34 protein-coding genes are annotated in these 26,937 nt (G+C 29.4%); 8 read left to right on the forward strand and 26 right to left on the reverse strand.

The window, feature by feature from the left end:
- Positions 1-72 precede the first annotated feature (72 nt).
- The 6 genes from L1S46_RS18885 to L1S46_RS18910 all read right to left on the reverse strand — a co-directional run bounded on the left by L1S46_RS18885 (position 73) and on the right by L1S46_RS18910 (position 8,543).
- A complete protein-coding gene (locus L1S46_RS18885; RefSeq protein WP_238900708.1) occupies positions 73-1,266 on the reverse strand; it encodes a restriction endonuclease subunit S in 1,194 nt (397 codons plus the stop codon).
- 118 nt (positions 1,267-1,384) lie between these two features.
- Entirely contained in the window at positions 1,385-4,594 is a 3,210-nt protein-coding gene (locus tag L1S46_RS18890) for an HsdR family type I site-specific deoxyribonuclease (protein WP_238900709.1), read from the reverse strand.
- Positions 4,594-5,166, reverse strand: coding sequence for a restriction endonuclease subunit S (locus tag L1S46_RS18895; RefSeq protein WP_238900710.1), 573 nt, complete (start codon positions 5,164-5,166; stop codon positions 4,594-4,596). Before L1S46_RS18895 ends, L1S46_RS18890 begins: the two co-directional genes overlap by 1 nt.
- Before the next feature lie 346 nt (positions 5,167-5,512).
- Positions 5,513-6,040, reverse strand: a complete 528-nt coding sequence (locus L1S46_RS18900; RefSeq protein ID WP_238900711.1) for a hypothetical protein — start codon at positions 6,038-6,040, stop codon at positions 5,513-5,515.
- A 2-nt stretch (positions 6,041-6,042) separates the two neighbouring features.
- Positions 6,043-7,215 carry an AAA family ATPase gene (locus L1S46_RS18905; RefSeq protein WP_238900712.1) on the reverse strand — a complete coding sequence of 391 codons (1,173 nt, stop codon included), beginning with the start codon at positions 7,213-7,215 and terminating at the stop codon, positions 6,043-6,045.
- A 431-nt stretch (positions 7,216-7,646) separates the two neighbouring features.
- On the reverse strand, positions 7,647-8,543 hold the full coding sequence (locus tag L1S46_RS18910) for an N-acetylmuramoyl-L-alanine amidase (protein WP_238900713.1): 897 nt from the start codon (positions 8,541-8,543) through the stop codon (positions 7,647-7,649).
- Between the two features lie 335 nt (positions 8,544-8,878).
- On the opposite strand from L1S46_RS18910, the gene L1S46_RS18915 reads away from it, so the two are divergent.
- Entirely contained in the window at positions 8,879-9,466 is a 588-nt protein-coding gene (locus tag L1S46_RS18915) for a sigma-70 family RNA polymerase sigma factor (RefSeq protein ID WP_238900714.1), read from the forward strand.
- A gap of 59 nt (positions 9,467-9,525) precedes the next feature.
- Here the strand turns inward: L1S46_RS18915 and L1S46_RS18920 are convergent, their stop codons facing one another.
- On the reverse strand, positions 9,526-9,768 hold the full coding sequence (locus L1S46_RS18920) for a hypothetical protein (RefSeq protein ID WP_238900747.1): 243 nt from the start codon (positions 9,766-9,768) through the stop codon (positions 9,526-9,528).
- 489 nt (positions 9,769-10,257) lie between these two features.
- On the opposite strand from L1S46_RS18920, the gene L1S46_RS18925 reads away from it, so the two are divergent.
- Both L1S46_RS18925 and L1S46_RS18930 read left to right on the forward strand, forming a co-directional pair.
- Entirely contained in the window at positions 10,258-10,749 is a 492-nt protein-coding gene (locus tag L1S46_RS18925) for a hypothetical protein (protein WP_238900715.1), read from the forward strand.
- A gap of 94 nt (positions 10,750-10,843) precedes the next feature.
- On the forward strand, positions 10,844-11,044 hold the full coding sequence (locus L1S46_RS18930) for a YvrJ family protein (protein ID WP_238900716.1): 201 nt from the start codon (positions 10,844-10,846) through the stop codon (positions 11,042-11,044).
- Between the two features lie 175 nt (positions 11,045-11,219).
- On the opposite strand, the gene L1S46_RS18935 is transcribed toward L1S46_RS18930, so the two are convergent.
- The 11 genes from L1S46_RS18935 to L1S46_RS18985 form a co-directional block, all read right to left on the reverse strand.
- A complete protein-coding gene (locus tag L1S46_RS18935; RefSeq protein WP_174775803.1) occupies positions 11,220-12,167 on the reverse strand; it encodes an IS982 family transposase in 948 nt (315 codons plus the stop codon).
- Positions 12,168-12,419: 252 nt separating this feature from the next.
- Positions 12,420-13,310 (reverse strand): hypothetical protein, encoded by an 891-nt coding sequence (locus tag L1S46_RS18940; protein ID WP_238900717.1) that lies wholly within the window; start codon positions 13,308-13,310, stop codon positions 12,420-12,422.
- Positions 13,311-13,960: 650 nt separating this feature from the next.
- Positions 13,961-14,983 carry a hypothetical protein gene (locus tag L1S46_RS18945; protein WP_238900718.1) on the reverse strand — a complete coding sequence of 341 codons (1,023 nt, stop codon included), beginning with the start codon at positions 14,981-14,983 and terminating at the stop codon, positions 13,961-13,963.
- 277 nt (positions 14,984-15,260) lie between these two features.
- Entirely contained in the window at positions 15,261-15,476 is a 216-nt protein-coding gene (locus L1S46_RS18950) for a hypothetical protein (RefSeq protein ID WP_238900719.1), read from the reverse strand.
- Complete coding sequence (locus tag L1S46_RS18955) at positions 15,469-16,542, reverse strand: hypothetical protein (protein ID WP_238900720.1); 1,074 nt, start codon at positions 16,540-16,542, stop codon at positions 15,469-15,471. The genes L1S46_RS18950 and L1S46_RS18955 overlap by 8 nt, the downstream gene beginning before the upstream one ends.
- 132 nt (positions 16,543-16,674) lie before the next feature.
- Positions 16,675-16,974 carry a hypothetical protein gene (locus L1S46_RS18960; protein WP_238900721.1) on the reverse strand — a complete coding sequence of 100 codons (300 nt, stop codon included), beginning with the start codon at positions 16,972-16,974 and terminating at the stop codon, positions 16,675-16,677.
- 60 nt (positions 16,975-17,034) lie between these two features.
- Positions 17,035-17,463 carry a hypothetical protein gene (locus L1S46_RS18965; protein WP_238900722.1) on the reverse strand — a complete coding sequence of 143 codons (429 nt, stop codon included), beginning with the start codon at positions 17,461-17,463 and terminating at the stop codon, positions 17,035-17,037.
- Positions 17,441-17,731: a hypothetical protein gene (locus L1S46_RS18970; protein WP_238900723.1), complete on the reverse strand. Its 291-nt coding sequence runs from the start codon at positions 17,729-17,731 to the stop codon at positions 17,441-17,443. Before L1S46_RS18970 ends, L1S46_RS18965 begins: the two co-directional genes overlap by 23 nt.
- Positions 17,728-18,699, reverse strand: coding sequence for a hypothetical protein (locus tag L1S46_RS18975; RefSeq protein ID WP_238900724.1), 972 nt, complete (start codon positions 18,697-18,699; stop codon positions 17,728-17,730). The genes L1S46_RS18970 and L1S46_RS18975 overlap by 4 nt, the downstream gene beginning before the upstream one ends.
- 373 nt (positions 18,700-19,072) lie before the next feature.
- Positions 19,073-19,258 (reverse strand): hypothetical protein, encoded by a 186-nt coding sequence (locus L1S46_RS18980; RefSeq protein WP_238900725.1) that lies wholly within the window; start codon positions 19,256-19,258, stop codon positions 19,073-19,075.
- An 89-nt stretch (positions 19,259-19,347) separates the two neighbouring features.
- Positions 19,348-20,040, reverse strand: a complete 693-nt coding sequence (locus L1S46_RS18985; RefSeq protein ID WP_238900726.1) for a hypothetical protein — start codon at positions 20,038-20,040, stop codon at positions 19,348-19,350.
- Positions 20,041-20,175: 135 nt separating this feature from the next.
- Between L1S46_RS18985 and L1S46_RS18990 the strand changes: the two genes are divergently transcribed.
- Both L1S46_RS18990 and L1S46_RS18995 read left to right on the forward strand, forming a co-directional pair.
- Entirely contained in the window at positions 20,176-20,400 is a 225-nt protein-coding gene (locus L1S46_RS18990) for a DUF1659 domain-containing protein (protein WP_009168792.1), read from the forward strand.
- A 159-nt stretch (positions 20,401-20,559) separates the two neighbouring features.
- Positions 20,560-20,778 (forward strand): DUF2922 domain-containing protein, encoded by a 219-nt coding sequence (locus L1S46_RS18995; protein WP_009168791.1) that lies wholly within the window; start codon positions 20,560-20,562, stop codon positions 20,776-20,778.
- An 85-nt stretch (positions 20,779-20,863) separates the two neighbouring features.
- Here the strand turns inward: L1S46_RS18995 and L1S46_RS19000 are convergent, their stop codons facing one another.
- The 8 genes from L1S46_RS19000 to L1S46_RS19035 form a co-directional block, all read right to left on the reverse strand.
- Positions 20,864-21,616 (reverse strand): phage antirepressor KilAC domain-containing protein, encoded by a 753-nt coding sequence (locus L1S46_RS19000; protein ID WP_078114210.1) that lies wholly within the window; start codon positions 21,614-21,616, stop codon positions 20,864-20,866.
- 73 nt (positions 21,617-21,689) lie between these two features.
- Positions 21,690-22,082, reverse strand: a complete 393-nt coding sequence (locus L1S46_RS19005) for a hypothetical protein (protein WP_238900727.1) — start codon at positions 22,080-22,082, stop codon at positions 21,690-21,692.
- A gap of 1 nt (position 22,083) precedes the next feature.
- Entirely contained in the window at positions 22,084-22,326 is a 243-nt protein-coding gene (locus L1S46_RS19010) for an AbrB/MazE/SpoVT family DNA-binding domain-containing protein (protein ID WP_039773053.1), read from the reverse strand.
- A 112-nt stretch (positions 22,327-22,438) separates the two neighbouring features.
- Positions 22,439-23,065, reverse strand: coding sequence for an ATP-binding protein (locus tag L1S46_RS19015; RefSeq protein WP_039773055.1), 627 nt, complete (start codon positions 23,063-23,065; stop codon positions 22,439-22,441).
- A 49-nt stretch (positions 23,066-23,114) separates the two neighbouring features.
- Positions 23,115-24,479 (reverse strand): phage replisome organizer N-terminal domain-containing protein, encoded by a 1,365-nt coding sequence (locus L1S46_RS19020; protein ID WP_238900728.1) that lies wholly within the window; start codon positions 24,477-24,479, stop codon positions 23,115-23,117.
- A gap of 141 nt (positions 24,480-24,620) precedes the next feature.
- Positions 24,621-24,812 carry a hypothetical protein gene (locus L1S46_RS19025; RefSeq protein ID WP_023975311.1) on the reverse strand — a complete coding sequence of 64 codons (192 nt, stop codon included), beginning with the start codon at positions 24,810-24,812 and terminating at the stop codon, positions 24,621-24,623.
- Positions 24,813-24,866: 54 nt separating this feature from the next.
- Positions 24,867-25,034 carry a DNA-binding protein gene (locus L1S46_RS19030; protein WP_238900729.1) on the reverse strand — a complete coding sequence of 56 codons (168 nt, stop codon included), beginning with the start codon at positions 25,032-25,034 and terminating at the stop codon, positions 24,867-24,869.
- Between the two features lie 157 nt (positions 25,035-25,191).
- Positions 25,192-25,395 (reverse strand): helix-turn-helix transcriptional regulator, encoded by a 204-nt coding sequence (locus L1S46_RS19035; protein WP_238900730.1) that lies wholly within the window; start codon positions 25,393-25,395, stop codon positions 25,192-25,194.
- A 151-nt stretch (positions 25,396-25,546) separates the two neighbouring features.
- Here L1S46_RS19035 and L1S46_RS19040 point away from each other — a divergent pair, with 151 nt between their 5' ends.
- The 3 genes from L1S46_RS19040 to L1S46_RS19050 all read left to right on the forward strand — a co-directional run bounded on the left by L1S46_RS19040 (position 25,547) and on the right by L1S46_RS19050 (position 26,904).
- Positions 25,547-26,128, forward strand: a complete 582-nt coding sequence (locus L1S46_RS19040) for a helix-turn-helix transcriptional regulator (protein ID WP_103699195.1) — start codon at positions 25,547-25,549, stop codon at positions 26,126-26,128.
- 74 nt (positions 26,129-26,202) lie between these two features.
- Positions 26,203-26,343, forward strand: a complete 141-nt coding sequence (locus tag L1S46_RS19045; RefSeq protein ID WP_238900731.1) for a hypothetical protein — start codon at positions 26,203-26,205, stop codon at positions 26,341-26,343.
- A 90-nt stretch (positions 26,344-26,433) separates the two neighbouring features.
- A complete protein-coding gene (locus tag L1S46_RS19050) occupies positions 26,434-26,904 on the forward strand; it encodes a site-specific integrase (protein WP_238900732.1) in 471 nt (156 codons plus the stop codon).
- The last annotated feature ends 33 nt before the right edge of the window (positions 26,905-26,937 follow it).

A 26,937-nucleotide genomic window follows, 5' to 3' on the forward strand; every position in this document is an offset into this window, starting at 1 on the left:
GTTGAACTTATCTAGGGTCGTGCCACTGTTATCCCCCACTTAAAGAAGTAGGGGTATTACAGTGGCTAGACATCAGATAAACATCTGTTGTAGAAGCCCTTTCTTTTGTTGTTGTAAGTGTTCTACCTTACGCTTATTAATGGTGATAAGTTTATCCAGTTTCTCAAAATAGTCACCTATTTTATCCTGTTCTCTTTTATCTTTAGGGAAATAAATTTCCATTTGTTTAATTGCTGTACCAGATGTAAGTGCTCTAGTTGTCATAGAACTTTTTTTAATCATTTCCTTGCGAAACTCATCTGTATAGAAAACATATTGTTTAAACTTAATGGTTAGTGGATCTTCTTCGACAGCTCTACCTCTTAAAACAAAGCCACTAAAAACTGTGTCATTTGGCTCATCTATCATAACTGATGGATATCCAATTTCATCAATTGTTTCAGACGTTCTTGTAAAAAAAATATCACCTTTCTGAACACTATAATTAGCAATTTCTGAAGGTTGTAAATTAACCTTTCCTTTCAACTTTGATGCATTAATACCACGATTATGAAAAACATCAGTAAAATTTACAATAGAAACTCCATGTCCAAAAAATTCCTTACCTTTGTTAAGTCCATTCTTAAAGTAGTAGTAGTCTCCTATTAGATGCTGTTCCCAAGGGTCAGTAAATCCAGGAAAACGAAATTCCGGAAATTTTTCTCCCTCTTTAGGAAACATTTTTTGTGATAATACCTTCTTCTTATCTTGTAGGTGTTCTAATTTACGTTGATGAAGGGAAATAAGGTTCGTCAAATGATTAAAAAAGTTAACTATTTTGTTTTGTTCATCAATATTTTGTGGTATACAAATAGTACCTTCAAGAAATCCTAAATCAGTAATGTTAACATTGTTCCTTGCCCCAACATTTACCATAGGATTCAAATAGCCATCTAGTCTACCTTTATCTTCAAAATAGCTTTGAATAAAACTTGAATTAATACTTGCTATGCTATGGTAAACGCAATACAAAGATGGAACAATTCCCTCTAATCCTTTGTTTGTTCTGATAATTCCATTTGGATAACCCTTTATAGGAGACTTTGTGTATATTACATCACCTGAATCCACTACTCTGTAATTTTTAACCGACTCTTCTGTTGACCTCAATCCAAAAAATATATGTTTTTTTACCAATTCAGTTCCTAATGATGCAGCCAATATATCATCTTGTGTATACTTTCCTGCATTATTTCTTTTATCGGAAGAGATTAATAATTCCCCCAACTTACGCTGTTCCCAAGGATCCGTAAATCCCGGAAATCTTATTTTAGGTACATTTTCTTTATTTTTTCCCATTTTATCTCCTATCCGAACTGAATACTAAAGATTCAATTCAAAAACATTAATTCTCTACTTGTTCATCTGCCAATTTATATATAGCATCACGTAAATTATTACGATACTTAATCTTTGATAAACCTTGAATATCTTCGTCATGTGCGAGCGTCACATAATCCAATGTTGCTTTTGCAACTATATCTCTTATTTGTCCATTATCATCCAAATCTTGTATACCATGATGATGTTTGCTAAATAGTTCTCTCATTTCAGCACTTGTTATAATATCTGTAATTCCCCATTTTACTCTAAAGTCTAAAAATGTTCTATCTAAACTTACATTATTAGCTTGCTCTATTATTATCTCACTGCTTTCTAATTTCATTGGATATTTTACAATAGCACCTGCTGGTGGATAATGTCCTTTAATAATAGCATTTGCAGCATTCTTAATTTTATTAGCGTAATTTCTATCATCTAATCCATTAGCAAATTGTTCTATCTTATCCTTTGTTTCCTTAGCCTGTTTCTTTTTACCTTCGTGAACCTCATTTAATAGTTGTTCCACCAATTGAGTTAAATAATCATAATCTATTCTAACATATTTTACATGCGTCATCTTTAATTCAATTTGCTGCAAAGGTATATTCCTTTCTTTTGCTATAAATTGCTTTAATTCATTTGTTAAAACTGTTGTAAGCATAACTTCTTGCTCGCTTGTCATACCTAACATTTCAACTAATTCATCTGGATTATCATAGTTAAATCCTACTATATTTCCATCAACCTCTTCAGAGTTATACTGCTTAAGTTTTGCCATACCAGCATTGTAATCACGTAATAATTCAAGCATCTCTTCCTTTTTCTTCTCCGAAGGTGGTAATTGTTGAAATTCCTTAGTTAAATCACTTAATTTTTCAACTGTCTCTTTTACTTCATTAAATATCTCTTCAAAAGGTTTTGCTACAATTCCATCTTTTTCATTGACTTTACGTTGCTCCTCATCTGATAAAATTGCAGAATCCTTATTTGCATAAATTGCCAAAGCCTTATTCATAAGCTTCTCATTATGTGCAGGCCAACGATAATTAACAATACGTCCCCAAGGTTTATCTTGCATATCTGCAATACGATTTGTTCTTGAATATGCCTGGATAAGCCCAGCCCCTTTTAACGTTCTGTCAACATAAAGGGTATTAAGCTCTGGTGCATCAAATCCAGTTAAAAGCTGATCTACAACAATTACAATATCTAAGTAATTCTTATCTAATGCACTTTTATTTAAACGACTTGTAACATCTTGTGTATACCCTGCAACATCATCCAGTCCAAAGCTTGTGTTAAATTCTTTATTATAAATATCTATAGCTTCAAATAAACCTTTATTAGTTTCTAGCATATTATTATTATTAGAAGAATTTAAACTAAATGTAACTGCAACCTTAAGTACTTGTCCACCATTCTTCCTATTCTCATCATTTACTCGCTGGAATTCTCTAAAATACATCATTGCCATTGGTGTACTAGCTTTACCGCCACCTACATGTGTTGTAAATAACGCATTATACTTGCCTTCGTTTGAACGATTTCTCCAATTAGTAAAGATATCTTCAACTACAAGTTTTACATGATCAAGATTTTCATCATAAAAACTTGGTTCAATTGCATCATCCATATCTTCTTGATTTAAATTATTAATTTTTTCCTGTATCTTTTCTTCTGTCCAATTTGGATAACGCTCTCTATAAAAAGCTGGTAAGTATTCTCTTTTCATTTGTTCTTCATCAATTGTTGTTTCAAAATCAACTTTAAATCCTAAAACATTTTTATCTGCAATAGCTTCACGAATTGTATAGGCATGTAAAAGTGGTCCAAAAATATCTTCAGTTCGTAAACCACTAGTAGTTTCATCAAACATCGGCGTTCCTGTATATCCAACCCAAGCAGATTTCTTAAAAGCTTTCTGTATCTTTTCAAAATTTTCACTACCAGTTGAACGGTGTGCTTCATCTACAATAAATACTATATTTTTATCCGGTGCTTGAAAAGATTTACGCTTCACTAAAGTATCAAGCTTTTGAACAGATGTAACTATTATATTATTATCTTTACTTTTTAATTTTCTACTTAAATCTGTTGTACTATTAGTATTTTCAATACTGCCAATCGTATCTTCACTAGAATCTGGGTCATAAGCTCTGTAGTTCTCATTTGTTTGTTTAGTTAATGCTATTCTATCTACTACAAAAACTACTTTGTCCACCTTTGGCATACGACTAGCAAGCCATGCTGTTTTAAAACTAGTAATTGTTTTACCTGACCCAGTAGTGTGCCAAATATATCCTACCTTATTAGTTCCAAATTCAAAATCTACTTTTTTTATCTTTTCAATTATATTTTGGGTTGCATACACTTGATATGGTCTCATTACCTTTAATGTTTGTTTATTTTTTGTACCATCTAAAATCATATAATTAGTAGCCATTTGATGTGCCATTGGTATACTTAACATTGAATCAGCAAACTCTTTCCAACTTCGTACAATTGAACTATCACTTTTTCTTTGCCAATTAAAAGCAAAATCCTTATTAAATTTATCAGATGTAGTATTTGCCATATACTTCACATTATTTGGGGTAATAGCCACTAAAATCTGTAGTGTTGAAAAAATATCACCATATTGATTTTCATCACAATATTGATGCATTTGATTTAATGCTTCATTAACATCATGAGTATCACGTTTTTCTTCAATTTGTATTATAGGTAGTCCATTTATCAAAAGCGTAGTATCAAAACGACGATCTTGCTTTCCATTAATAATTGCAGGACGATTAATCTGATTAACTACTTGATATACTGTATCTCCTGCACCAATTTGTTTTTGATCAAAAACAGTTAAAAATACATGGCGTCCATCATCTAAATCAATTTCAATTTGAGATACACCATTCATTCCATATAAGAATTGTCCTGCTTCATATGGTGTCTTAATAGCAGAAATAACCTTTTTAACTTGATTAAACTCAACAAAACTTAGTGGATTATCAAGGGTATTTTGATTGTTTCTTTCAAGTATTTTTTTAAAATTATTCCAAAGTTGTTCTGTAGTCTTAATCTCTGGCTCATAAGTCCATAACTTTGATTTCACTACATAATCAACATTATTTTCAGCAACAACAAATTCCCCTAATCCCTCTAAACGTTCAGGTTTTGTTATCGCTCCAGTAGTAATATATTGTATTAATTCTGTTTCAAATTCATCCTCTTTCATTATTTAATAACCTCCTCTAAATTAGCTAAAATAATAGTTGATTTAAGTTTAGCTGCCCGATGTTTAAGAGCCTCAAGTCTTAATTGATTAAAATAAACTTGTCCAATTATCCTTTGCTTATCGATAGATGGAATTTTAGGTATTTCCAGCTCTTTTAGTTGCTTCAATGTATATTTTAAAACTTGTGATCCTTGTAATCCCATCATAAGCTGTTTCTTTATCATTTTATTTTCATTTATAAGGTATACCAGAAACTTTGAATCAATATCATTGCTAGGTAATAATTTGACATAATTTTGTGTATAAAGATATCCTTCATGATTCTTTCTTATTATTGTAGCCATTCCAGTAATTAAACTAAATATAACATCATTCTCACATAATGTACTTACCTCATCATAAGTTCTTACTTGTTTATTCTCTATCCCCTCAGAAATAATCCCAACCAAATCATCTGTTAAACCTGTTTGGCTATAATAAATAAATACAGATGCATGTTCGTCAGTAACTTCTGTAATTCTAAATTGAGGTGAACCGCTTGTAAATTCAACTAATTCATTTAATTTCCTCATAAATATTGTGCCTTTCTAAAATTAAACTTTCTACCATAATACAACGATACCATAAAAGGAAATTTATCACAAACATTAAATATGTAATTTAAACAAATTACATATTTAATGTTTGAATTTTATCATATTTTCCATTTTCTAATATTAATTTACTTAAATATTTTAATCTTTTTTCAGCTCTTTTTATATCTATATCCATTTCAATCATCCCCTCTAATTTCTATTCTAAAATATCATTATTAAATAAAGTCAACCACGCAAAAACAAAATGCGTTGTTTCAAGAACCTCAATTCTATCAATCAACGCATTTATTATCCAAACTCTTAACACCTTGTATTAAATTATTTAATTAATTTTTTTCAATAAATCAAAAAGAGTTTTCTCTCCCTTAGGTATTTTAGCAAGCCTTTTATGTTCGCAAATTGCTTTAACTAATTCATCAACATCCTTAAAATAGTTTTCTACAAATTTATAATTCTTAACATCACTATATTTAAGATTCTCTTTGCAATATTCACTAGGTTTCTTACCCGACTTCTTATATTCGTTATATTTTACTTCTTTATATATTATAAGCATTTCAATTTCAGGGGCTGTGACAATATTGTAAACACTTACTTTATCTTCATACATAGCACTTAATTTAAAATTTTCTCTTCTTGAATCTAAAATTCTTAGGACAGTTATTTGCTTACCAAAAGCCTTTCGTAAATACTGATTTTCAAAGTTTTTAGCACTTCGGCACCTAATAATCTCTTCTTCAAGCAGCTGCTCTTTACTAAATTCTAATTTATTATTTTCAAGAAGTAAGTCCATTATTGCTTGTTCCGCTGATCCTTCACAAATACATGCTATATATCCTTCTAATTCCATAATCATACCTCATCAATTCTGCCAGAAATAATAGCATTTTTAAAATTAATATATGATTCATAAGCTGGTGCAGTACCTTGTAAATAACCACTTTGGTAAGCTTCACTTTTTTTAATATCATTTCTCTTCAATATTTTAGAAAGTTTTTCAACGTTTATACCATTTTTATTTCTGACAATATAAATATCATCACTTCTTTCAAATTCATCTAATAACTGTGAATAGTGTGTTGAAAATATTATAGTTGCACCTTTATGATTAATTTTTTCATTCATAAAAAATCTGATTAATGTAGAAACAATTTCTCTATTAAAATGATTTTCCAATTCGTCAACAATCAGATAGCCTCCATTATGAAAAGCTAACATGGCATTTAAGAATACATTTATTCCCTTTATAGTACCAGAAGATAAGTAATTATTTAGTTCCACTGGATCATATAAAATAATTTCTTCCTTTTCTCTAAATTTTAATCTTATTTCTAATTTTTTACCATCCTGTTTTAAATTTAAATACTCAATACCAGGATCTAAAAAAGTTATTAATTGAGGAGGAAATTCTCCAGTAAAAGTAATTTGATTTGTATTCGTCAAGTTTATCATATCTCTAATATAGAAGCGTGAATTATATTTTTTATTTAAGGAAATAATGATACTAACATCTTCCATCAAAAATTCTTCATCTGCATTTCTTATTTGAACTGGATTCAATTTCTCAAATTCAAAAAGGCTTTTTTTAGTTTTTACTGAGCTTAAGTCTTTTCTCCAAAGTTTTTCTTCTTTAATTGTATATTTATTTTCACCATCTGGGGATAGATCATCTCTTTTTACAACAGTTTGTAATTTGTTTATATAATTTTCTTCTGAATAGAAATATGTCTCAAATATAACTTCATCATCATAATTTATTCCATTTAAAATATCGTTGTAATCAATTTTATTGATTGGTTCATTATTTAACATATTAATTACAAAAGATATAGCTTTTAGAATTGACGTTTTCCCTGAAGCATTAATTCCTATTAAAGCAATAACATTATTAATATAAATATTAGAAAACAATTTATATAACATTTCATTTTTTTCAGGACCAACACGTTGTTCAGCAAAAAAGTCTATTTCGAGTTCATCTTTAAAAAGTTTTAAACCTTTAATTTTAATTTTTAGTAATTTCATCTTTGCCTCCTAAAATCACTATTTTTGTTTTTATACTATATATACTATATTATATTGCCTCCTTATTCAATATTTATTCAAAATAAAAACGTGTTTATCGTTTTTATTTTGAATACTATTTTCTAAAATTCGGCAAGTAATTTTAAAAAACAATATTTCTTGATTACTAATAGATCAACTTTTGTAGAATAGAAGCGCTAATTTTTGCTTCATATAACAATGCAAAACCTAAATAAATCTATCAATTATTAAATCACTAATTTACTTTCAAATCATATTTAGCCTCTTTATCATTCCAACCTATTAGATTTAATTCTTTAGTCCATCATTGTTCTGATTCTGAAAGAACGCCTATTATTTCTTTTATTTCAAATTTTATATAGCAGAAACATTGTCTCTACATGCCTTATAATGCAAACATATTATCTTTTTTATCTCAACCAAGCTCCACCTTCATCAACGCTAAATCCATCAGGGATTACACAATCACAATACATTCTCCCATGTTGATCAAAAGCACAACATTTTCCATCTATCCACTTCCACAAAGGCTTATCCTTACTTCCCCTCACCATCTTACAATTTTCATCCAAATAATACCAGACATTATTGTTTTTATCCTGGTACCAGCAATTCTGCAAAGCATATCCCATATCATCGAATATATACCACTCCCCCTCAATCTCCTGCCAGCCATTTTGAGATGTATAATAGTATTTATTTTCTATATCCGTGCAATACCACCAACCAATATCATTATGATTCCACCCACTCTTCCATTCTCCATTACTAGAACCATCTGCTCCAACCAATCCATTAACAATAGCTCTTGCAATAACTTCCGGATCATATTTGCCTGCATCATCACTATCAGCAAATAAACATTCAACTAAAATTGCCGGCATAACAGTTTCATTAAGAACAATTAAGTTTCTTGTTTTTACTCCTCTATTAGGTAAATTCAGAGTATTTGATAATTCATTGCATACTTTAGTAGCATATTGATTAGCTACTTCTGATTTTCCAAATACTAATACTTCAGGGCCACTACCTCCTCCTGCATTAATATGAATCTCTACGTAAAGTTTTATATCTGTTGTTTTTGCTATCTCATTAGCTTGATTTGCCCTCTCATAACAATCTTGACAGCTATAGCTATTACTTTTATCAATTCTAAGTAAATTACCCCCATGACCTCTCTGCTGCAAATACTCTGCAACTAAAGTTCCTATAGCTCTGGTACAATTACTTTCATCTAACTTATCAACAACTCCACATCCAACATTTCCACTAGCAGTATGACCTACTGCTATTATAAAATTACTCATTTTACATCTCTCCCTATAATTCTTAATTTTTTTAATTACTCATATACGTTATACACATATAAAAGGAGCAGCTATGCACTTATGAAAAGAGTAGCTGTGTTACAATAAGGAACTTTTCTGCAATTAGAAACTTAAAAAAATATTCTAAAACAACAGAAACTTAACTAATTTTATATTTCTATATACGTTATATGGCTTTTAACCATATATACTATATGTAGAGGTAAATTTAATAACAAATACAATAAAACTACATAAACCTCTTCGAGTAATCTTTTAAAGAAATCTTGTAAGAATTTTATCAAAAACTCTTAACTGAATTAAAGGAGGTTTACATGGATTTTAATTATATTGAATCTTTAGTTATCAAGTGCAAGAATAACGATGAAACAGCAAAAGAAAAATTAGCTGCTGAATTTAAACCTTTAATTTATAATATTTCTAAAAGAACATTTATTGATGGCTATAGCATGTATGATATACAGCAAGAGTGCTTTGAATCACTTTTCAAGTCTGTTTCAATGTACAATATAAAAAAGCATAGATTCGTTGCTTATGCTACTAACGCCATTAAAAATAATATCAAAGATCTTATAAAGAGAATTAAATCTAGAAGCTCCACTGAAGGTAATCAAGCATTAAGCTTACATTATAATTTTGAAAATGATCTTCCTTCAGAAGAAATTTCCACTGAAGTATCATTATGTGAAATGTGTGATTATGAAGATTTAAGACTGGCTTTAGATAATTTAACCCGAGAGGAAAAAGAATTTATAGATTTTGTATTCTTTAAAAATTATACAGTTTTGGATTACTCTCATTTAAAGAATATGTGCTATTCTACTGCTATCCTAAAAAAGAACACTATTCTAAAGAAAATACTAAATAATATGTCTCATTATTATAAAAGCATCAAAGCATAAAAACTCCAAGGCTCACTTGGAGTTTTTATTTTTATATAATTATATTAATCTATATCCACTTATTCAAAATTAAAATTATTAATAACATCTGTAGTCTTATCAATATAGTTTTGAGCTACTTGATCAATGCTATCACAAATATATTTAAGAGAACATCCTTCACATTTATTAAGTATTCCATCATTTAATAAGGAACAGCGTAGCTCATCGTCAAATGTGGAATTTCTAATCGCAAGAGCTATTTGCTTTTTATCAAATATTTCTCCTTCTTCTGATTTAATTTTAATTTCATTCTTAACCATATCACAACACACTCCATAATTTAATTTCAGCTTCAAAAAATTTATCCGATAGCTAGCATCCGTAACACTCCCACTTTTTCAAATGGGAGCTAACGACTGCACGCTCCTGGACATTGTGCCCCTTGAGGGTATAAGTGAACTTTATCCGCTGCTATTATGGATATATGGTTTGTCATCTACAATAACATTAAAATTAATACTATTTTTTATACTAACATCCTTTCAGCCCGCATTTTTCAAGCATATTCTTAAGAATATATATTCTTCTATTGTAATATTCTGAAGAATATATATGGTGAAGAATATTACCATATTAGAATATTCGCCATTTTTACATATATCCTAAGTGAGAATCCAAAAAGTGATGCTCCAAATTTTACATTTGGTTAGCAGAACTTTCTCTGTGAGCTTTTATATTTGGTTCTTAGAACTTACTCAGCGAACGAATGTGAGTCGAGTTTCCTATAAAATTAGTAAAGGAGATTTCTTATGTCTAAAAGAAAACAAAATGAACCACCTAAAAATGATTTTGCTCCTGATGAAAATGAAGAGATACTAGGCTTTACATCTGAACCAATTGCATCTGGTCCGTGTATTTCATCTTTTTCATTTGATGATGATATAGAGGCAGAAAATATTACTGTAACTAATTCTAATAATGATTCCTGTCTTGAATCCAATAATACTACTCCCAATATTTCATCTAATAATAAAGCTACATCCAAAAATGGCACCATTGCATTTAATAATAAGATCCTTACAGATAACAGAAAAGCTTCTGTAGCAAATGGTATGGCTCCACCTATTGATGGTGAATTCCTAGATACTAAAAGGACATACATGCTTAGAGCTTCTACTGTTAGGAAAATCAGTGAACTTAAAAGCATACATCCTGATTTAAACACCTATGTAAGTACAATAGTAGATTTAGCTATAGCTCACTATTATAATTACATAGTTAATGAAGATGGAAATCAATAATTTATTTTGTAGTTATCATTATTAATAAATTTTATTGACTCAAATAGAATTGCTTATATACATTCATATATCCATTAAGAGGAGGTGGATATATATGCAAGTAACTGATTTAATTAATCTTATAACTACCAATGGTTTTGCTATAGCTGTAGCGTCATATTTGCTAATACGCTTAGAAAAACAAATTGCTAACTTATCAACATCAATTAATAAGTTAAATACTATAATATCAGCTAAACTTGGAGTAGCTATTGATACCGATAGTTCTAATGATGATTCGCATAAGATAGCTTGAGAAAAAGGCGATAGCATTAATTTTTAATGTTTATCGCCTTCAAACTTATTAACATTTTCTACTTTTTAATTTTAGATATATAAAATATTAATTTAACGCGTTGTGCTAATTTTTGTATTGCAATTATTATAGTATAAAAATGCGCAAAATATCCTTGAGTAAAATTTAATAAATTTTAACCAAATGCAAGATGTTTAATTTGAGCTATATGAATAGTATTTCCTGTAATTGCATTTAGTACAAATGATATATTATGAGTAAGTATTTTTAGAGTAATTCTCAGCATTAACCCCCACTTTGACTTAGCTAGAACTCTTGCAATATTAAATTGGCCAGCTAATTGAGAAAAACTAGTTTCAACTCTCCGACGCGCTTTTGATAAAGCGTTACGAAGTCGTTTTTCTAGTGGTGTCTTACTATTTTTTCTCTTCAGCGATAAAAACAAGATTTCTTTTTCTTTAGCTAATGATACTTTAAGCTCATTACCGATGTATCCTTTATCAGCGAGTATCTTTATATTGGCGTTTGTTTGAATGAGTTCGAATACAGCATCTCTATCATCAGTATTAGCAGTCGTTAAAAGAAAATCTGTTATGAAACCATCAGTAGTAATTAAAGCGTGAAGTTTCAATCCAAAATAAGTTTCCTTTTTTGAAGCGCAATAACTATAAGTTGATATGTCCTTGAATAATTTACTAAAGTAGGCTCTTCCGAATTTGCATACTGGGATAGGCATACTGTCAATAATTCTAGTATCTTCATCACTAAATATTGCCAGACTTGAAAAGTATCTTTGGATTTCTAAAATTACTTTGTATAAATTTCTTTTGGTTCTGTTAAATCTTGTTCTATCGCAAATATTAGGAAATAAATCTGAATAATTCTTTTTAACAAAATAGAACCAAGCTTTTTCAGAATCAATTGTAAGGGCTTCGCCTACGATACTAATTGTTATTATTTCTGAGTCTGAGAGCTTAGATTCAGAAATATTTCTTCTATTTTTGATGGATTCAGGAATTACTTCATTGTAAACATCATCGATTAACACAAAAGAAACTGTAAAAAAATCTTTTAAATTAGCAATTTTTTCAGTATTATAATAAGTGAACTCTAACATTTTAATCATCTCCTTATTATACTTTTAGTGTTAATTTAATTATAATTGGGATGATTAAATTTTGTTAGAGTTTTTCTTTATTAAATTTTAACTAGCACAACGCGTTAATTTATATAAATTACATTTCTATATTGCTATTTAAATTCATTGATAATTAAATGTTAATACAATTTGAATTAGCCCTGTATTGTTTTAATTTATAAAAAAGATAAATTAAACACTTTAATATACATTATTGATTTCACAAAATTTAAACTATTAAATCATTAAAGGTATAGGGATATTATTTGTTGATTCTATAGTATATTTTGTTTTGAAAACATAATATTTTTTTATAAGCAAATTGCTGTTGATTTGAAGCCAGTCTTCGTTCATGCCTATTTGATTCAAATGTTTAAATATATCTTTATGCAATACATCCAGCTGTTTTAAAAATTCGTTTGCTTCCGCAATATTATATAACTTTGTTCTTAAAATGAAATAACACTCATTTGCTTCTAAACGATCTCCATCCCTTGAATTTCTTTCCTTCTCTTTTATCCTTTCACTATACTCCCTTTCAGCAATGCCCTTACTATCACACAAACGCTCTCGTTTGCTTTCCAACTGAATAAATTCGTCAGAATCAATCCTAACTTTATCTATTTCTTTATTCAAATTAACAAGTTTATTTTCAATTTTCTTCAACTTGTCATTGGCATCTCTATAGGCAGAGTCTAAATCTTCAGCCCGTCTTGCTGCATAATAGTATTTTGAAATATGAGTGATATACTTACCAACATAAACAGATATATCATCAGCAAATTGTTTTCTTTCTTTTTGTTCCTCTAATTCTTTTTCCTCTTTTCTCTCTTTCTCCCTTTCCTCTTTATCCTTCAAAATTTTCTTATCTGTATCTGCCTTATTTTCTGCCTGTATATCACGACTCTCTTTCACTGTTACAAATACGGATATCAGAGTTCCCAAACCTCCTAGAATACCACCAACATAGCTTCCTAAAAAGCCAGCCCATTCATTATTAGACAAATTAGAAAAAGCTGCACTCTCGAAAATTGCATATTTAAATAAAAATGGAAGTATAACTCCAACCACTGTGTACACAATTATTATTTTAAGCATTGTATTTACAATCTTCTTTTTATTCTTCATTGTACCCTCACCTTCTAAAAATCATCATATTCTTTAATCTAAATGCTTTGGGAACGCTTTTTCAAAAGCCACTTGCATTTCAACTACACTATGGTACCGATAATCAAGATTAGCGTTTATTCCCTTTTCTACAAAATTCTTTATATCATTATTTTTTAGTAACTATTCAGCTACAGCAATTTATTTTATAAAAAGGACAATATTAATACTATTTAAGCAATAGTACACGCACGATTTCTAGAATTTTAAAATATAACGTTCCATATTCACAGATTATATCTTCAGCTTGAAGTAGTAATATCTTTTAATTAACGCTCGCCTTGCTCGGACTTTAATGTTTTCTGCTACCACGTAACTTTAATTTATGATATATTAACATATTTTTCGCAAGATAAAAGATGTAATAATTTAAGCTTGTCTATTACTTCCTTTAACTTTAATTCACTATCTACACTTTACTTTAGAATATCCGTAATAGAAAGTATAAACACAATAATTATTCTGATTTATTTCTAATTATATGGATAATAAATATTTTTTTATTTCTATATTTTCAAACATAATTTTTACCTTCTTTATTAATCAAACCAATATATTTTCTTTTAAAAAATATATGATTAACTTATAAATCTATATTTACAAATTAATCATTAATTACTTAAACTTTCATCAGTTTTACTTTTTAAATATTCTTGCCATAAATCATTAAGATTTATATTGCTATTATAATCATAGTATTTATTTATAAATTTTCTTACTTTTTCTAATACTAAATCAAGCTCTTCTTTATCAAATTTATTTATATCAAATTTTTCAATAGCTCCAAATCTAGATTTATATAATGCAATACCTTTAATACTCATATTTTTTAATGGTGCTGATACCTTGACTTCATCTTCAATTTCCTCTGTATTGTCTTTCATCTGAGTTAGCCTATGGAGTAAATAGTAACCACATATTTGCGCTATATCGTCAATTTTATAGTTATTTTTACTAACACATTTAAAATCATAAAGTACACCATCAATAAATATATCTGCATCTGCACCAAAGCATTTATACGACCAAACTCCAAAATGTGGATTAAATACAACAACGCTATTTTCGCTTACAAGTCCAAAGTCAATAAAAACCTTTTTAAAAATTTCACAATTCTTTTTTAAATCTTTTTCCAGCTCTAAATTTTTTACACGAGCATCTTTAATAATAGATCTAATATTTGTTATTCCTGTTCTATATATCTGTTCTAACCTAGCAAGTGTTAATACATCTAAAATAATAGTATAATAATCATCAACAGAACAATTAAATATATAATTCTCTATATTCTTTTTTTTATTTTCATATATTTCTTTTTGTCTAATAAATAGTTCATCTTTTAATACATTTTTCAATACACCAAAAGCTTTTTCGCATACCATATCTTGTAAAACACTTTCTTTATCATTTTCAATATAATTAGCAATAATAAATCTCGCCATATAATCAAATGCTATACCAACTAATCTAGCATCACTTTTATTAGTCAATTCATTAGGTACAAGTAGCTTATAGTATTTAGAAAATGCCTCCACATCCCAACCTAAATTTGTAGTAAATGTAAATTTAGTAGGTAAAATTGGTTTTATAATACTTTTTAGTTCTGGATTTTTTAACATATTTTTTAATCCCATAAATTCTTCTCCAATCACTAATCTAGTTCTGTTTAGTTATAAACTCTATAATATAATTCTAAATTTTAATTTAGAATTATATTATTTATCTATGTTAAACTATAGCTTTATTTAAAACCTAATTTGTAGAAAAAACATTAACTTCTTTGATTATTCTCTAACATTTAAATAATCTCCCATCAACTCAAGTAATCTCCATATCACTAATAACGAATCTGCTCACCATTTTCTTCTTGGCTTCTGATAATCAGAGCATAGTTGTTTCCAAGCCTTATAGTTATTTCTTCAAAATTACTTTTATAACTTTTGCTGCAATCTTAGGCCCTTTTTTTATTGCTACACCACACCCCAAAACAACAGCACCTCCTACTCCTGCCAAAATCTTATCTCTTTTTTCTTTTCTTTTTTGCTTGCAACGCGCGCAATACTTTCCGTCGAGCACAGGATTATAACACCCCTTGCTTTTGCATTGTTTAGATTTTTCGTTAGTCATTAGATTTGCCCTCCAAGTAATTTTCTGAATTTTTATTTTTATTTTCAATAAAAGCATTGCAGCTAACAAGTAATTTATTTGGAAGTAAACTGAAATCTTGAGAAGTTAACACACTATTTCCAGAGGAGCAAATTAACTTCCAAGCACGATGTTTATTTCCCTTGTATTTGATTTCTTTAAGCAATACCTGCTTTATAAAAGTCTCGTGTTCTTTAACTACCGCAAGTTGTGCATTACGCTCGCCAAGAACCTGATACGAATACAGGGAGATTTGAACGGCATTATTCATTGCAACTATGGCGGTATTTATGTCACAGACCATCTTTTCCATATCTTTGGCTTTAGGTGTTTTATCACTGCCGAGCAAAGAGATATCGGATTTAATTTGAAACGCAAGTTCAGCACGAGCAGAATTGGTATCACGAACAGCTTGTATTAGCATTTGCCGTTGTAGAGATTCATCTGACATTGCAAGTGCCTGAATGAAACAACTTCTGCTACTTAATAGTTTCGCGAGACGGTCATCGCGTTGCCCTTGAATTATTCTGCCAAAATTAAATTCACAAGCTTCTGAAATTTCCTTAAGTCCATTAGCGATTTGGTTTAACTGATTTTGCATAGATAGGCATTGCATCGCTCCAGCAATATCAGTTGGAATAGTTTTAGTGCCTAAAGGGATATCCTTAATTTTCTTGCTCTTACCATACTCTTTTCCGCCTATCATAAGACCTTTGACTGTAGTCCTAATTTGAAGAAAGAAAGTATCAGTAGAATCTTTGCATGGGATTATTTCAGCTGTTCCGTTTTGCAATGCCTGCTTAATTTCTTCTGAAATTAAGTCAAACCTTGGAATGTATTCAGTTTTATTTTGTACATAATCTATGGATTTTTGCGCCGCAGGAACAGAAGCGATAAATTGCTTGACTTTTCTAAGCAAACTCTCCGAAGTTCTGTTTTGTATTGCTGGCGTTAATGCAAATACATAACTGTCATAGCAGTACAAGTTTTCATCTAACACATCTATGTTAGACGAATCCTTTATAATAAGAAATTGTTGCTCGTCCATTTTAAACTCCTTTACTTCGTCATCTTAATCTATATTTTTTCTTGGTAGTCTATCCAATGAAGGCGAGTAACTCATTCCAGTTTTCAGAATAAACCGCCAGTATTTCATGACATGCTACATCTTACTATGAAATTAGCTACTAAACACAAATAAGCCATCAATGTGGATGTGTTTCCTTATATAATTTGTGAAATCCGTATCTCCAACAGATATTCCACCACAAAGTGAACCTTTAAAAACATATTTTTTATTCTCTATATCTGTAATTTCCATTTCCCATATGCCTATATCGGTTGCATAACAAAGTAGTTGCTCACTTTTACAGTACTGAGAAAATAAATTTAATATTTCATTAACAATTAGCTTTTCAATACTAAACTGCTGTTTTCTATCAATTGTAAAGAGCAGCCTCTTTTCCCAAATTCCAAACAAATGCTAATATTAGAGTAACCAGGAGTTTAGTAATTTATTTCTATACTAAATTTCCATTCATTATTTATTGTCTTTAATCCATCTAAGCAAATATGGTCTATCATTATTTGCTCCAGGTTTTTCAAACCACTCAGAGCAAAGATAGTATTCTTCTCCAAAAATATTTAAAATCGGCTTTGCCATATATATAACTGGACGAGTATTATACTGTGATTTTTTTGCTAGTAGTGGATATTGCAAATCAAAGTTTTCTTTTGAATACTCTTTGGTTTGCATTAAAACAATAATTTCTGCTGGAATTCGTCCACTTTCTAAAATTGGTGGTAAAGCAGTTCTTGCAATTTCAGCCACCTTTAGATTTTCATATCCTGAAATAATATCATCAGCACTTTGCGCTATTTTTTCTTGTCTTATTTTAGGCTCTTTGGGCATTGAAATAGATTTAACTTGTCTTTTATCAAACAGATTAAATAATTGTAATCCACGCATAAATATGAGCACCATTTTCATCAAATGATATTCCTACTGCATCTGCTTCACTTTGAGAAATCAACTGTTCAAGAGAATTGTTTTTAAATACATCATAACCATACTTTGTTGAAAACAAGTCATTAGTTTTATTCATCAATTCTGCAATAATATCCTTGTTTTCAAAGTACCATTTAGGCGAAACTGTCCAATTCAATTGTACCAACTGACAATTCTTAATGCGTTTAAGCCAAGATAATATAAGGGATTCTCCCATTTCAATTTTCATAATCTCACCTTTCCATAATTCTTCGGAAACTTTTCTTTTCCGAGCAACCATAAATATTTATCTATTTCCTTTAGGTTAAATTGCTCCAAACCATAATATTTTTGAAATTCAATCAATATATTTTTAAATTTTACATAGTCCTTTAAATCCTCATTTTTGAATTCATAAAAACTATCTGTATCTCTAAAATACTTAAGCAAAGTATTAACAAAACTATCGTAAATAGGGAAATCAAGAGGCTTATGGTGACTACAATATTTTGAAGCAAATGAATAGAAGTTTTTAATATTCCCATTATCCATTTCAATCTTTGAGATATCATTTACAAGAGTTATATCACTATTATTTAATCGCTCATCAATATCTAAGGATATAATGTGTTTGGCCACCTTATATGCTGCAAAAATATTTGTGCTGTAAAAATCATTTAGTGTAGATACCTTTACAAGCACATCTTCCATTAAAGTATTCGAAGGATATGTTACAAAGAACAATTTATCTAATGCCTCTTCTTGAAATTTATAATTTTCAAGGGTATCCCATAGTTCAAGATACCTTGTTACTTCATTCTCATTAGGCCTTGGAATATCTCCTCTATTTCTGTTTTTTCTCGGTATCCTTATATCTATTTTCTTTTCCTCTTTTCCAGTGCTTAAACTTACAGTATCTCCAGTAACATATTCTTTTAATAATTTGATATTACGGCAATATGTATAAGAATCTGACTTAGGGTTTTTCCTTCCTTTATCTGAGAAGTGTTCCATCAGCTTTATTCTATATCTTTCGATTCCATCTTCACTAGATAGCACTTCCATTGGCTCTATTCCAAAATCATACCTAAAAATATAAAAAGCTTCACTGCAAATTATATCTTTATAAGATAACTGCTTGTGATTCGTATTTAAAAACTCCTTAAACCCTTCTCTTAATGCCGTCAAATCATCATTTTGAATATCTTTATCAAACATCTGCATACCACCTCACTTTATAAAACCCAATTAATCTATGTGCTTCAATTCTTCTCTCAGTAAATTTATTGGATGAGCATAATCCAAAGAGCCACACATCAAGTTTCTGCCAACCCATTTGTTAAACTCAATAAAAATGATGAGTTCTACTAAAAAAATCTTCACTAGTAGTCTCATTTTATTATATATTTCTATACTGATTGCTCAGAAACAAGGCGCACAGTTCCCATTATAAACAGAATAAAATTTTCTCAATATTTATTAGACTATATAATCCATTATAATCCAATTTTTTCACGTATGGAATAATTATCTACTTATACAAAAAAATAAATGTAGCAACAATTATTTATGCTGCTACATTTTAAATCACCTAAATATTTTCTTTGCTAGTCATATTATTAATTTTTATATTCTCTACTTCTCTAGCAGGAATTCTATACTTTTTTGTATATTTTATTATTCCTATTATATATACTCCTGTAACAAGCATTGTAACTATACATCCACGTAATAAGACTAGTGTTAAATTATATAAATCATTTATCATATAAGCCATAACTGCCTCCAAAATCTTTTTATTTTAATACTTGCCTTATTTCTAAAGTAATAATCATATATAAAGATTTTCTAACATGTTTCCTGCTTTTATTCTGCTAATTCAACATTCTTATAATAAAAAGCAGTTTGTTTGCCATCCCAAGCTACATTTAATGTTTCTCCATTATTATATATTCTAACTATTTTTCCTATTGATTTGATTCCATGATACTCAATGTAAACTTTATTTCCAACTTTATAATCTATATCTGATTCTCTTATATTTTCTTCGATAACTTTATTTATAGAATGATTTTCTGTTTCAAAAATTTCGTTTTCTTTGAATTTAGGTTTCTGTATATATTCCAATATCCATCCTTTTGGATTTATAACTATAGTTTTCTCTCCAGGTATTATTAAATTTGCATCACCTTTTCTTTTGATATATTGCTTAGGATTAAGATCTTTTAACTTTTGTCTTTGTATTTCATTTATTTCCTTATCAATATTCACAATAAGCATTTCTTCTCCAGGCATTATTCCCACATCTTTAGGTAAATTAAATTCATTTACTTCATCTAAATTAAAATATAAGGTTTTATCATTCAATTCAACTAATAATGCTCCACTAAGTGTTTTCACTATTCTACTGCAGCTATTAGAATATAATTTTATAATACTATCAAACTTATCTAATTCTTTATTTTCCCCTTTAATAATTATTTCCTTTGGTTTTACAACCTCTATAGCAGGCAAATCAAATATACTAATTTGTCCTTCAATAAAACATTCACTTTTCATGATCATCCTTTCAATACTTTTAATCTGTTTTAGTTCTTTTGTTTATTAAAAAACAAATATTTTTTATCTATTTATGTAATGTTAAGAATTTATCCATATATCATTTATGAAAACAAAATGAAGGAGGTTAAAACTATGGCTGTAACTAAAACTATCGACTCAGTTTCTCTTAGTATCGAGGTTCAAAAAGCTTTAGACAAAGCAGGAGACCCAATTTATACAAAAAAAACTTTCTCAGGTATAAAAACAGATGCTACACCTGATAATGTATATGCTGTTGCAGATGCAATTAAAGGTGTTATGGAAGCTAACACTAGAGATTACTTTATCAATGAATCTTCTAGTTTAGCAAATGCTTAAGCAGAGAGCCAAAAGCTTGTCCTTTGTGCGAATCGGTTAAGCAGGCATATCAAATCTATGATTTGATAATGATCGCTTACTCTGTGAGTACTCCTACGACGCTAGGAGTAGGAGTTTCCTTTCCTTAACTCTTATCTAAACAGAAAGGTGGTGAATTAAATGGAATATTCTTTATCTATGACTTTTTTAACTGTGGCTGGCGAAAAAAGTACTTTAAGTGTTTCTGGAGTTAAACCTACTCTTACAAAAGATGAGGTTAACGCACTTATGGATACTGTGATTGCTAAGAATGTTTTCAAAACTAATTCTGGTGATTTAGTTAAGAAATCTGGTGCTCAAGTTACTCAACGACAAGTTACTAAATTTGATGTAGCTTAGTCTTTTAATAAAAATGGAGGTTTGTCCTGTTGGAAGGATAAATCTCCATTTTTTCATATACCATACTCATAAGATATATAACTTATTATTCTCTAATTTTTCTCAATATAAAATCTATTCCTTTTTGAAATACCATTGTTTTGATATTTATCTTTGTCTCTCCACTAGGCACTGAATATTTTTGCTCCAACACTCTGAAGTACCCTAAGTCAACATACTGTTGATATGGAATATTATTTTTATCCAAAACTTTTTTATCTCTAAGTAAAGAAAACAGCCTATTTCTTCCCATTCTTTTAATGCCAAGAACTTTTGCAACATGTCCCATTTCAATTGCATCTTTAGAGCCTGCGACATCATCATAAAATTGTCCTTTAGGCTCTAATAGCTTTACCTTATTTTCGGCTTCCAGCCTTGCTTTTCTCTCTTCTTTTAACTTAGTCGCTGCAGCAATAAGTAAATCGGGATTATCTAATAATTCATCTGTAGTATACATTCCTGTTTTTCGTATGCTAGGCAATACCTCATCAAAGATCCATGCTTCAAATTTCTCTGCACCTGGCAATTCGGATTTTGCAGTTAGGCGGTATACATCCCCTTCCGGAATTACACTCATTTCTACATTTTGGATAGCATCCGTTCCATCTTTCCTTTTTCCTGTTACTACCCCTATGTCGTGTTTCACGACACCCCTACAATGTCTTAAAAGTGCAGCTCTTGGATTTTTATACCCTAAAGCTTTTGCTATATCAATTCCAACAGCATAATCTTTATTATTAATTTTTAACCATCTTATTTCTCCAAAGCGTTCATCTTTAAAAATTCGTAAACTATCCATTTGTTTATCTCCTTTTCTCAGAATTTTATCTTTTTAATACTTCAATAATATAAAATATTCATTCCATATTAACTTATTTTATAATCTTTAGATTTGGCTTATTAGCTTCTTTTTTATAATCTTCACTAAACTCATTAATAAAATAATCAAAATTACATTTAATATACAGCAAACCTTTTCTTTCATTCCAGCTTAAAGCATATATTTTATTTATTCTGATTTTTGTATCTTGATTATATATTGTCCATCCATCCCTCCACATACCAACTGGTGGAATATCACTATATAAATTGAAAGGTATATTTTGATCTAAATTTCTTATACAACCTTTTTCATTCATACTAAAATAAAGACATCCATCTTCATTTCTGTTCGTGCTTTTTCCCTGACATTCTCCACCATGCTTATAATTCCTCTTGCAATATGCGCATTCCAGGCGGTTAGGTAACTCTTTCGGCCTGTTCATTCTAATTCTGTCCTAAAGTCTTTCTGCAGCCACTACAAACAAGTACATTATTAAATTCACTTACATCTTTATCACTTCCACAAAATATACATCCCTTACTGTATTTCCTCAAAACTATATCATTATTAACCTTAGTTATTTCGATTGGATCCCCTTCATTAATACCTAACACTTTTCTTATTTCCTTTGGTATTACAACCCTTCCCAAGTTATCAAGATTTCTTACTATCCCTGATGCTTTCATTTAAACAACTTCCCTTCATAATTTAGCTTTGTTTAATTCTCAAAAAATTCATTTTCATGCGAAATTTACTCTGTAATTGTTTATTGTGAATTGTGCAGTGTGCATTGTAAATTTACTTAAGCCTATAATTATTCCTAATATCCTTCTCAATTTCTACCACATAATCTTTTGACATTTCATATATTCTTGAAGAAACCCCCTCATCAAAAGCTAATAATCTATCAATAGAAAATTCGCTGCTGACTATAATAGGCAGGAAATTAAGATACCTATAATTAATGATTTCAAACATAATATTCACGTCGGTTTCATTGACCTTTCCTTTAAAGAGGTCGTCAATCAAAAGGACCTCGCATAATTGATACTTTGAAATTGTCCTAGTATAATATTCTTCATCAATCATGTTTTGTTTTATCTTTGTGATCACATCACGATAAGGCATGTACACTACTTTAATCCTTTGTTTTAAAAAGTTTAATGCAACAGCAATACTGCAGTGCGTTTTACCGCTACCAACCTGACCGCATAATAAAATGCTATTGCGCCTATTGTTTCTAATTTCATCAAAATCAGTACAATAAGCTGCAGCAGTATCCTTCATCCTTTGGGACGCCTGATTCCACACTACAAAACTAGAAAAAGTAAGTTTACTTTGTTCAACATTGATTCCTGAATACTTCCACTCACTTTTTAGCTTTTCTATTTTCCTGCATTCACAAGCTACAGCAAGAGGCTGCATGTGTTCCTGCTTAATAAGTATCCATCCGGTATCGCAGCATTTGTTACACCTATATGAGGTTTGCTTCAATCCTCTTTCTTTCAGCTTCTGTAAGTTTTCGTGGTTCCTTTGGCTTGAATCCTGCAAATTCATTTTTATCTGCTGTGTTACTCTTTCCAGTACTTCTAAACCCATTTTTCTTTACCTCCATATGATCTTCTGGATACCCATCTCTCCTCCAGTTTTTTAATACTCCAATTGCATACTTTATGTCAGGACAATTCTTCTCAAACCCAACATCCATAGCCATCTTAACCAACTTTTCTCCATGAATATCAATAGCTGATCTAAGTGCAACATAGTCGCATCCTCCTGGCTTTCCTGTTATTTTTTCATGATACTTCATAAGCTCCATTGCCTTAGAGTTTATATCCACCCCTTCTATCGACCCATTTTTAGTATTATTATTATCAAAGAGATTAGGTTGACTTACTTCTTCATCACAATCTAAGTTTTTATTATTCATGTCATAAGTTAATCTTTTATTATTTAAATCACAAGTATTCCTTTTACTCTCTATATTTTTATCTTTATCTATTTCTTTTTTCTCCTTCTTATTCTTTTTCTTATTCTCTATCTTATTCTGTTGCGTTACTGTAACGTTACTTTTGTTTTGAGTAACGTTACTAGTATTTTTAGTAACAGTACAATTATTATTATCAGTTTCTAAAATGTTATTACTTATATGCTCATTATTATTAGCACTTTCTGCATTGATATAACTAGCTGCTTCGTTAGTGGCAATATTAGTTTTATTATTAATATCAGTATTTGCAGAAGCTCCTTCCCTCGTTTCTAAATTCTCTAATTGTGCATTTTTATCAAGAGCTTTATTCTCTTCTGAGACATCATTATATTTTGAATTTTTCTTTTGTTCTAAATCTCTAGTTTCTTTTAATTCCTCATTTTCATCCAAAGTTATGCTTTCTTCTAAAACTTCGCTTTCATAACTTTCTTGATCATCACTTTTACCAGCCTTCTTCTCCCATTTTTTCTTTTCCCTATGAGTCTCAGCTCTTTTTCTATTTTGCTCACGAACTTTTTCCATTCCTTCTATATTTTGATACTTGTCCCAGTTTACAATTCTGATTACTTTATCAGGAGCTATTTCAATCATTCCAAATTTAGATAAGACTCTTAATGCAAGTTTAATGGCTTCTAATGGTCGTGAAAATAATATGGCTAGCATTTTGCTAGTAAGTGGCTTTCCTTCTGATAAAAATATTTCACCATTAGCATTAAGCTTTCCACCAAGTAAAAGTATTCTTATCCACACATAATGGATTGTATCCCTTTCTTTCATTGCATCTATTAATTTCATTTTTTCATCATCAGGCATACAAGTAGCTAATTTAATCCATTTAATATCTGCCATTATTTTTCACGCTCCCATAAATAAAATTTTCTAAATCTTTCAAGTCCATCCCAGGATGGATTTATTCCAATTGAATTACAAACATATACGTAACATTTTAAGATTTTAAAATTCACCCTTCTTCCCTCATTTAGTAATACCTTATTTTATTAGAATTCCCTTATGTGCCTTTCCCCTTTTCCCCTTTTCAAAGTCATAATAAATACACTCTTCAAGTTGCTTAACCGGAAAATTCTCTCCTAGCATTTGGATGCATACTTTTGTGTCCCTTTGATAATTCTTTAATATTTCTATTAAGTCATTAGCTGTTAATCCTTCAAATTTTCTAATCATTAAAAATCCCTTCTTTCTATAAAACCTCTCCAATATGGTCCTCTAAAAATTCATCTATTTTGAAAGTATTATTCTAATATCTCTGCCTATTTTGATTACCAGAGCCCCTTCTATATGTGTTATCCTTCTTGCTTTTGCCTCTGAAACATCTAGTATTTGTGCTAATTCTTTAGTATTTATTGTTTTCTTTTTTATCTTTTCTCTATACTCTTCAATATCCATTTATACCCCTCCAGCTAATGACTTTATTAATTCTCTCCCCTTTAAGCTGTGTGATTATAATTTTGTTATTTTAAATACACCAAAAATTAAATATATTAATCACGACAATCTAATTTTTACTTAAGTGAATCTAATAAACTATAGTATTTCTATGAAGCTATTCTTCGTTTAAAAATAGTTCCTTTACATCAACGTTTAATGCTTTGGCTATTAGTCCAATACTTTTAAGGGATGGTATCGTGCATCCATTAATAATTTTTGAAACTGTTGTCCTTCCAAGTCCAGTTTTTTCAACCAGTTCATTAACTGATAAACATTCATTTGCCTGAGCAATTCTTATTTTGTTTACATCTATATTCATCATTCCACTCCTTCACACATTTGTATGAAATTCCCATGTAATTATTATATGTATCCGTTTGTATGAAGTCAACATAATTTTGAATAAAATTATATATTTATGTTTACATTTGTATGAAATGTTTGTAAAATATTTCTAAGGAGTGATGATTATGACCTTAGGAGAAAAAATCAAATTACATAGAACTAAACTCAATTTATCTCAAGAAGAGTTAGCACATAAATGCGAATTATCAAGAAATGCTATTTATAATTATGAAAATAATAAACGAACTCCAACCATATCAACTTTAGAAATAATAGCAAATAATTTAAATTTATATGTTTCTGATTTATTAGAAGATAGTACTAATGCTTATTATTCAAATAAATTAGGAATTTTAAATGCTATAGACAACGATATTAAAAATAATATTTTGGCTGCTGAAGAAAAGCGTGTTCTTTTTGAACATGAAATGGATGAGCTAGATAAGAAATATTTTTTTGATTTGTTTAATAGAAGAACATCTATAATGAGTCCTCATGAATATTTTAAATTTATTTTATCCCTATGCCCTTTTAGTGAATCAGATCATATTAGTGAAGAAGATATGGAAGAGCTATCAGTTTTATTTTATAGACTTGTAACTTTGAAAGCATATGAAAGAGATTCCCTTAATGAATTCGAAAAAATAGATCCTGGTTATTCAAAAAGATATGAAAAGAATAGATTTGTAACAACAAACACAAAATAACATTATAGGATTTTAATTCCAAAAGATATTGTCCTAATTTTATTATAATTATATATTCAAGTAGGTGAAAAATTATGGCAAAAAGGTCAAACGGAGAGGGTTCTGCAGGATGGGTAACTAAAAATGGCCAGAAATATTGGCGTATTATAGTCACTACCGGATATGATCCATTAACATGCAAACAAAAAAGAAAAGATATTTATGGAAAGACCTAAAAAGAAGCTAAAGCTAAGTTAAAGGAATATGAATATAACTTTGCTAATAGAAGTGATAACTCAACTTTAGGTAATTTTTATTATGACTGGTTGTGGAATATAAAAAGACCTTCTTTAAAAGATTCTACTTTTGAGAAATGGGAAGGTATTTATAGAAATTATATAAAACCTAATAAAGGCCTTAACGAAACTAAATTAACTGATATCGATACTTTATCATTACAAAAAATAACTACAGCATTATTAAAAAAGCATACAGTATCACAAGTTAAAACAATGAATAGCTGCATAGGTAATTGTTTTAGATATGCTAAATCAATTAACAAAGTCAAATATAATCCTGTAGAAGGATTAGTATATCCTAAAAATCATAGCGTTATTGATGAAAAAGAAAACTATATTTCAGAAGATGATCAAAAACGCTTTATATCCGCTCTTGAAGGTGATGATCTAGACGGAATAATCCTAATGGGTTTAATGTGTGGATTACGTTTAGGTGAAGCTATGGCACTGCAAGTTAAAGATATAGACTTCAATCATATGAATATTAAAATCAGTTAAATATGTCTGGACTGGCGAAAGAGATAAGGATGG

Origin of the sequence: Clostridium sp. YIM B02500 (genome assembly GCF_022324665.1) — a bacterium.
Taxonomy (GTDB): domain Bacteria; phylum Bacillota; class Clostridia; order Clostridiales; family Clostridiaceae; genus Clostridium; species Clostridium beijerinckii.

What these genes read in the sequence shown, in the direction of transcription:
- L1S46_RS18890 (WP_238900709.1), bottom strand. Translation starts at nt 4,594, where the DNA reads ATGAAAGAGGATGAATTTGAAACAGAATTAATACAATATATTACTACT.
- L1S46_RS18895 (WP_238900710.1), bottom strand. Translation starts at nt 5,166, where the DNA reads ATGAGGAAATTAAATGAATTAGTTGAATTTACAAGCGGTTCACCTCAA.
- L1S46_RS18900 (WP_238900711.1), bottom strand. Translation starts at nt 6,040, where the DNA reads ATGGAATTAGAAGGATATATAGCATGTATTTGTGAAGGATCAGCGGAA.
- L1S46_RS18905 (WP_238900712.1), bottom strand. Translation starts at nt 7,215, where the DNA reads ATGAAATTACTAAAAATTAAAATTAAAGGTTTAAAACTTTTTAAAGAT.
- L1S46_RS18910 (WP_238900713.1), bottom strand. Translation starts at nt 8,543, where the DNA reads ATGAGTAATTTTATAATAGCAGTAGGTCATACTGCTAGTGGAAATGTT.
- L1S46_RS18915 (WP_238900714.1), top strand. Translation starts at nt 8,879, where the DNA reads ATGGATTTTAATTATATTGAATCTTTAGTTATCAAGTGCAAGAATAAC.
- L1S46_RS18920 (WP_238900747.1), bottom strand. Translation starts at nt 9,768, where the DNA reads ATGGTTAAGAATGAAATTAAAATTAAATCAGAAGAAGGAGAAATATTT.
- L1S46_RS18925 (WP_238900715.1), top strand. Translation starts at nt 10,258, where the DNA reads ATGTCTAAAAGAAAACAAAATGAACCACCTAAAAATGATTTTGCTCCT.
- L1S46_RS18930 (WP_238900716.1), top strand. Translation starts at nt 10,844, where the DNA reads ATGCAAGTAACTGATTTAATTAATCTTATAACTACCAATGGTTTTGCT.
- L1S46_RS18940 (WP_238900717.1), bottom strand. Translation starts at nt 13,310, where the DNA reads ATGAAGAATAAAAAGAAGATTGTAAATACAATGCTTAAAATAATAATT.
- L1S46_RS18945 (WP_238900718.1), bottom strand. Translation starts at nt 14,983, where the DNA reads ATGGGATTAAAAAATATGTTAAAAAATCCAGAACTAAAAAGTATTATA.
- L1S46_RS18950 (WP_238900719.1), bottom strand. Translation starts at nt 15,476, where the DNA reads ATGACTAACGAAAAATCTAAACAATGCAAAAGCAAGGGGTGTTATAAT.
- L1S46_RS18955 (WP_238900720.1), bottom strand. Translation starts at nt 16,542, where the DNA reads ATGGACGAGCAACAATTTCTTATTATAAAGGATTCGTCTAACATAGAT.
- L1S46_RS18965 (WP_238900722.1), bottom strand. Translation starts at nt 17,463, where the DNA reads ATGCGTGGATTACAATTATTTAATCTGTTTGATAAAAGACAAGTTAAA.
- L1S46_RS18970 (WP_238900723.1), bottom strand. Translation starts at nt 17,731, where the DNA reads ATGAAAATTGAAATGGGAGAATCCCTTATATTATCTTGGCTTAAACGC.
- L1S46_RS18975 (WP_238900724.1), bottom strand. Translation starts at nt 18,699, where the DNA reads ATGTTTGATAAAGATATTCAAAATGATGATTTGACGGCATTAAGAGAA.
- L1S46_RS18980 (WP_238900725.1), bottom strand. Translation starts at nt 19,258, where the DNA reads ATGGCTTATATGATAAATGATTTATATAATTTAACACTAGTCTTATTA.
- L1S46_RS18985 (WP_238900726.1), bottom strand. Translation starts at nt 20,040, where the DNA reads ATGAAAAGTGAATGTTTTATTGAAGGACAAATTAGTATATTTGATTTG.
- L1S46_RS18990 (WP_009168792.1), top strand. Translation starts at nt 20,176, where the DNA reads ATGGCTGTAACTAAAACTATCGACTCAGTTTCTCTTAGTATCGAGGTT.
- L1S46_RS18995 (WP_009168791.1), top strand. Translation starts at nt 20,560, where the DNA reads ATGGAATATTCTTTATCTATGACTTTTTTAACTGTGGCTGGCGAAAAA.
- L1S46_RS19000 (WP_078114210.1), bottom strand. Translation starts at nt 21,616, where the DNA reads ATGGATAGTTTACGAATTTTTAAAGATGAACGCTTTGGAGAAATAAGA.
- L1S46_RS19005 (WP_238900727.1), bottom strand. Translation starts at nt 22,082, where the DNA reads ATGAACAGGCCGAAAGAGTTACCTAACCGCCTGGAATGCGCATATTGC.
- L1S46_RS19010 (WP_039773053.1), bottom strand. Translation starts at nt 22,326, where the DNA reads ATGAAAGCATCAGGGATAGTAAGAAATCTTGATAACTTGGGAAGGGTT.
- L1S46_RS19015 (WP_039773055.1), bottom strand. Translation starts at nt 23,065, where the DNA reads ATGCAGCCTCTTGCTGTAGCTTGTGAATGCAGGAAAATAGAAAAGCTA.
- L1S46_RS19020 (WP_238900728.1), bottom strand. Translation starts at nt 24,479, where the DNA reads ATGGCAGATATTAAATGGATTAAATTAGCTACTTGTATGCCTGATGAT.
- L1S46_RS19025 (WP_023975311.1), bottom strand. Translation starts at nt 24,812, where the DNA reads ATGATTAGAAAATTTGAAGGATTAACAGCTAATGACTTAATAGAAATA.
- L1S46_RS19030 (WP_238900729.1), bottom strand. Translation starts at nt 25,034, where the DNA reads ATGGATATTGAAGAGTATAGAGAAAAGATAAAAAAGAAAACAATAAAT.
- L1S46_RS19035 (WP_238900730.1), bottom strand. Translation starts at nt 25,395, where the DNA reads ATGAATATAGATGTAAACAAAATAAGAATTGCTCAGGCAAATGAATGT.
- L1S46_RS19040 (WP_103699195.1), top strand. Translation starts at nt 25,547, where the DNA reads ATGACCTTAGGAGAAAAAATCAAATTACATAGAACTAAACTCAATTTA.
- L1S46_RS19045 (WP_238900731.1), top strand. Translation starts at nt 26,203, where the DNA reads ATGGCAAAAAGGTCAAACGGAGAGGGTTCTGCAGGATGGGTAACTAAA.